The sequence below is a fragment of the Deltaproteobacteria bacterium PRO3 genome (assembly GCA_030263375.1).
GTDB lineage: Bacteria > UBA10199 > UBA10199 > DSSB01 > DSSB01 > DSSB01.
In genome coordinates this window covers 1-4918 of record SZOV01000155.1, presented here as the reverse complement: position 1 = coordinate 4918, position 4918 = coordinate 1, and the positions used below count along the sequence as shown (strand labels likewise).

At 65.7% G+C, this 4918-nt stretch carries 6 protein-coding genes; 4 read left to right on the top strand and 2 right to left on the bottom strand.

From position 1 onward, the window contains the following. The 4 genes from FBR05_14760 to FBR05_14745 all read left to right on the top strand — a co-directional run. Positions 1–1289: sigma-54-dependent Fis family transcriptional regulator (locus tag FBR05_14760; GenBank protein ID MDL1873439.1), on the top strand; the 1289-nt coding region annotated here is incomplete at its 5' end. After that, positions 1286–2023 carry a ZIP family metal transporter gene (locus tag FBR05_14755; GenBank protein MDL1873438.1) on the top strand — a complete coding sequence of 246 codons (738 nt, stop codon included), beginning with the start codon at positions 1286–1288 and terminating at the stop codon, positions 2021–2023. The genes FBR05_14760 and FBR05_14755, both read left to right, overlap by 4 nt. A 4-nt stretch (positions 2024–2027) precedes the next feature. Then, positions 2028–2663 carry a thiamine phosphate synthase gene (gene thiE, locus FBR05_14750; protein MDL1873437.1) on the top strand — a complete coding sequence of 212 codons (636 nt, stop codon included), beginning with the start codon at positions 2028–2030 and terminating at the stop codon, positions 2661–2663. Then, complete coding sequence (locus tag FBR05_14745) at positions 2627–3394, top strand: bifunctional hydroxymethylpyrimidine kinase/phosphomethylpyrimidine kinase (protein ID MDL1873436.1); 768 nt, start codon at positions 2627–2629, stop codon at positions 3392–3394. The genes thiE and FBR05_14745 overlap by 37 nt, the downstream gene beginning before the upstream one ends. Here FBR05_14745 and FBR05_14740 read toward each other — a convergent pair. Both FBR05_14740 and FBR05_14735 read right to left on the bottom strand, forming a co-directional pair. Continuing rightward, a complete protein-coding gene (locus FBR05_14740) occupies positions 3391–4281 on the bottom strand; it encodes a hypothetical protein (protein MDL1873435.1) in 891 nt (296 codons plus the stop codon). The two genes, FBR05_14745 and FBR05_14740, sit on opposite strands and share 4 nt — an antisense overlap. Before the next feature lie 42 nt (positions 4282–4323). Further along, positions 4324–4918 (bottom strand): anthranilate synthase component I family protein (locus FBR05_14735; GenBank protein MDL1873434.1); only part of this gene is annotated, 595 nt, incomplete at its 5' end.

Sequence of the window (4918 nt, the reverse complement as noted above, 5' to 3'; positions counted from 1 at the left end):
TCAAGATGCCCTCGCTGTCCGGCCTCGAGGTCCTCGACCAGCTCAAAAAGGACCAGGTCAAGACCGCGATCGTCATCATGACCGCCCAGGACACCATGCGCAACGCGGTGGACGCGATGAAGAAGGGCGCCTACGACTACATCACCAAGCCCTTCGAGCTGGACGAGCTCGAGATGATCGTCGACAAGGCGGTCGAGGCCCGCCGCCTGGCCGAGGAGGTGCAAAGCCTACGCCGAGAGGTCAACGGGCTGAAGGTCGACAAGGAGGCCAAGATCGTCGGCCAGTCGCGCGCGGTGCGCGAGGTCTACAAGACCATCGGCAAGGTCGCCGCCAACGACGTCTCCATCCTGATCACCGGCGAATCAGGCACCGGCAAAGAGCTGATCGCCAAGGCCATCCACCAAAACAGCCCCCGCGCCAAGGGCCCCTTCGTCGCCGTGAACTGCGCGGCCATCCCCCGCGACCTGCTGGAGAGCGAGCTCTTCGGGTACCGCAAGGGTGCCTTCACCGGCGCCGAGGAAAACCGCCCCGGCCACTTCGAGATCGCCAACAACGGCACCCTCTTCCTGGACGAGGTCGGCGACCTGCCGCTCCCCCTCCAGGCCAAGCTGCTGCGCGTCCTCCAGGAAAAAGAGGTGCAGCGCCTGGGCTCTTCCGAGGCCAAGTCCGTCGACGTGCGCATCCTGGCGGCCACCAACCAAAATCTCGAAAAGATGGTGAAGGAAAAAAAGTTCCGGGAGGACCTCTTCTTCCGCCTCAACGTCATCCCCATCCACCTGCCCCCCCTGCGGGAGCGCAAGGAGGACATCCCCCTGCTCTGCGAGTACTTTTTGGCCAAATTGAGCCAGGAAACGGGGGTCCCGCGGAAGACGCTTTCCCCCGAGGCCATGCAAATGCTAGAGGGCTACCGCTGGCCGGGAAACATCCGCGAGCTGGAAAACGTCATCAAGCGCGCCGCGATCCTCAGCGCCAACGAGACCCTGCACGTGCAGGACTTCGCCTTCTTCCTGGGGAAGGGGGCCGAGGACACGCAGCGCGAGATCGAGGAGATGGGGCTGGAAGAATTGATCGCCAGCCGCCTCCAGTCCTTCCTGGCCAAGCTGGGGGACCTCGAGACCACCAACCTCTATGAGACCATCATGGAGATGGCCGAGCGTCCCCTAATCCGTCTGATCTTGAAGCAGACGGGGCAAAACCAGATCCGTGCCGCCAAGATCCTGGGCATCAACCGGAACACCCTGCGCAAGAAGATCCGGACGCTCAAGATCGCCGTGAAAGAAGAGTTGTGACCTCCTTTTGGACGAACCTAGGCCTTTATACCGGCTTCATCGCCGTCGCCATCTTCCTGGGCGGGGTGATCCCGCTGTTCAAGCATTGGCACCGGGAAAAGCTGCCGGTGATCCTCAGCCTCGCCGCGGGCATCATGCTCGGCTCGGCCTTTTTCCATCTGATGCCCGAGGCCTATGAGATCCTGGGCAAGACGGTGGGGCTCTACGTCCTGGCCGGCTTCCTCTTTCTCTACTTCATCGAGAAGTTCATCACGGTCCACATCTGCGAGGCCTTCGACTGCGAGATCCACCACCTGGGCATCGCAGCCTTCATCGGGCTGGCGATCCACACCCTGACCAACGGCGTCGCCCTGGGCAGCGGCCTGATGGTGCCGGGCCTGGGGCTGGCGGTCTTCTTGGCGATCACCGCCCACAAGTGCCCCGAGGCCTTCACCCTGACCTCGGTCCTGCTGCACAGCGGGATCCGCCGCCGCAACATCCTGCTGACGCAGCTGATGGTGCTGTGCATGATCCCGCTGGGCGCCCTGCTGGCCTACGGGATCATCCGCCCCGGCAACGAGCTCTTGGTCGGCAAGGCCATCGCCTTCTCGGCGGGGACCTTTTTGCACATCTCGCTCTCCGACCTCCTCCCGGAGGTCCACAAGCACTCCCACGTCAAGCACTGGACCTTCCTCGGCCTGGTCGCGGGGTTGGTTCTCATGTGGTTCTTGGGCAACCACATGCCGGAGCATTGAGGCCATGAGGGAGATCCGCGGCATCTACGCGCTCTGCGACACCAGCCTGAATCCCCGGCTCTCGCATCTCGAGCTCGCCAGGCAATTGGTGGCCGGCGGCGTCCCCATCCTCCAGCTGCGCATGAAGGGCGAAACCGACTTAGGCAAAGTGCGCGAGGTCGCCCTCCAAATCCTCGCGCTCAAGCGGGAGCGGGACTTCACCTTTCTTCTCAATGATTTCGTCGCGCTGGCCGCCGAGCTGCCCGTCGACGGGATCCACGTCGGGCAGGATGATCTCTCCATCGCCGAGGCGCGCAAGATCTTGGGACCCAACCGCCTGATCGGCTACAGCTCCCATTCCCTCGAGGAGGCTTTGGCCGCGGAGGCGGCGGGCGCCGACTATGTCGCGCTGGGCGCGATCTTTCCGACGGCCACGAAGGGCCCCGGCCATCCGGTCCAGGGCCTGGAGACCTTGCGGCGGGTCGTCGCGGCGCTGCGGGCGCCGGTCATCGCGATCGGCGGCATCAACCGGGAAAACCTTTCCCAAGTGCTCGCGACCGGCGTCGCGGCGGTGGCGATGATCGGGGCCTTGAGCTTGGCGCCGGACATCGCGGCGGAGGCAAGGTGGTTCGTCGACCAATTTCAAAAACGGCGCGGCTAGCACCCCTGCTGGCGGTGGGCGGCCTCGACCCCTCCGGGCACGCCGGGGTCCTGGCGGACCTCCGCGTCTTCGAGCGGCTCGGCTTCGAAGGCCGCGTGGCGCTGAGCGCCGTCACCGCCCAATCCGAAAGGGAATTCTTCGCCTGGGAACCGGTGCCTATTCCCCTGTTCCGGGCGCAGCTGGAAGCCGCCGGCGATCGGGTCCTCGGCGTCAAGATAGGCATGCTGGGGACGCCCGGGCACCTCGAGGCCTTGCTACACTGGCTGCGGCGGCGCCGGCCCCGCCTGGTGGTCTGGGACCCGGTGCTGCGTTCCTCCACCGGGGCCCGCCTCTTCCGCGGAAAAGCGAGCGATCCTAACCTCGCGCGCCTGCTGCGGCTCTGCGACGCCTTCACGCCGAATATCCCCGAGGCGGAGTGGTTTTTGAAAAGGCGCCTCGCGGGGGAGACGCCGTCGGAAGCGGCGGCCAAGGCCTTGTTCGACCGGGGAAAGAAGCCCGGCCGCGTCGTCGTCCTGAAGGGCGGCCATGCCGCCGACCCGAAGACCGCGATCGATTGGGTCCGGACCGGGACGCAAAGCCGCGCCCTGCGGGCGCGACGCCGTCCCGGTTCGCGCCGCGGCAGCGGTTGCAGCTTCGCCGCGGCCCTACTGGCGGGCCTCGCGCTCGGCCGCGACCCGATCGCGGCGGCGCGCCTCGCCAAGCGTCACGTCTTGAGGCATTTGTTCGATTAATCTACGCCCCAGCGCTTCGACTCGAAGCTCTCAAAGCGGTACTGGATCTCCTCGCGGAACAGGGTCGCGACCTTCTCGGTCTCCGGGCCGGGACGGCCCTCGCCGATGGACTTGTCGTTCACCTGGGTCAGGGGGACGATCTCCTTGATCGCGTTGGTGAGGAAGGCCTCCTTCGCCGTATACAGGTCTTGAAGCCGCAACGGGCGTTCTTCGTAGGGGACGTAATTCTTCACCAGCAGGTCGATGACGACGCGGCGGGTGACGCCGGGCAGCGGGCCCTCGCTGACCGGCGGCGTGACGATCTTTTCGCCGTCGAAGATAAAGAGGTTGGTCGTCGCCCCCTCGGCCAAGTTGCCCGCGGTATTGAGCAGCAGGGCCTCGTCGGCCCCCTGCTCCTGGGCCATGCGCTGCGCGAGCATCGGGCGCAGGTAATTGGTGGTCTTCACCTGGCAGAGCGGATCCGGAGATATTTTGAAATCCTCGATCACCCGCGCCCGCGCCCCCTCGCTGTAGAGGCGCCTCGGCGGCTTGTCGAGCGGCTTGGCCAGGACCACCAAATTGGTCGCGTCGCCCGGCTCGAAGCTGCCGATCTCGCGGTTCTCCCGGCTGAGCATGAGGCGCAGATAGGCGTCCTTCAGCCGGTTGTGATGGAGGGTCTGGTAGAGCGCGAACTCGAGCTTGGAGGCGGAGATATTGAGCTGCATGCGCAGGACATCCATGCCCCGGAACAGGCGGCTTAAGTGCTCGTTTAAGAAGGGAATGAAGCCGCGCCCCGCCTTCATCGTCTCGAAGAGGCCCTCGCCGTAAAGGTAGCCGCGGTCGAGGGCCCAGAAGGCGACCTCGTGCTCGTGCTTGAGCATCCCGTTGAAATATACCAAGCCGGACATCGGATCTATCGTAGCTCCCTCGTATCGAAACGTGAAGCGGAATCAACCCGGCGGCGGCTCCGCGCCCAGGGCCTCGAAAAATCCCCGCGCCTTGTGCAGGCTCTCCGCGTATTCGGCCTCCGGCTCCGAGTCGGCAACGATCCCGCCGCCGGCCGAGTACTCCAGGCGCCCCCCGCTCAGCCAGGCGCTGCGGATCGCGATGTTGAAGGCCGCGCGACCGCCCAGGGCCGCGTAGCCGATCGAACCGGTGTAGATGCCGCGCGGCCCCGTCTCGAGCTCTTGCAGGATCTCCATCGCCTTGAGCTTGGGCGCCCCCGTGATGGAGCCGCCCGGAGAGAGCGCGGCCAGGGCCTCGAGGGGACCGACCCCCTCGCGCAGCAGGCCTTCCACCGTGGCAACCAGGTGATGGACCTGAGGCAGGGAGTCGAGCTCGCTTAAGACCGGGACATGGATAGACCCCGTCTCGCAGACCTTCCCCAGGTCGTTGCGGACCAGGTCCACGATCATGATGTTCTCCGCGACGTCTTTGACCGAGGCACGCAGCGCCGACGGACGGGCATCGGACGGCAGGGTGCCCTTGATCGGGCTCGACGTCACCACCTCACCCCGGCGGCGCAGGAACAGCTCCGGGGAGAGC

Excerpts from the sequence above, each read along its gene's own strand:
- thiE (MDL1873437.1), top strand. The coding sequence starts at position 2,028 with ATGAGGGAGATCCGCGGCATCTACGCGCTCTGCGACACCAGCCTGAAT.
- FBR05_14740 (MDL1873435.1), bottom strand. The coding sequence starts at position 4,281 with ATGTCCGGCTTGGTATATTTCAACGGGATGCTCAAGCACGAGCACGAG.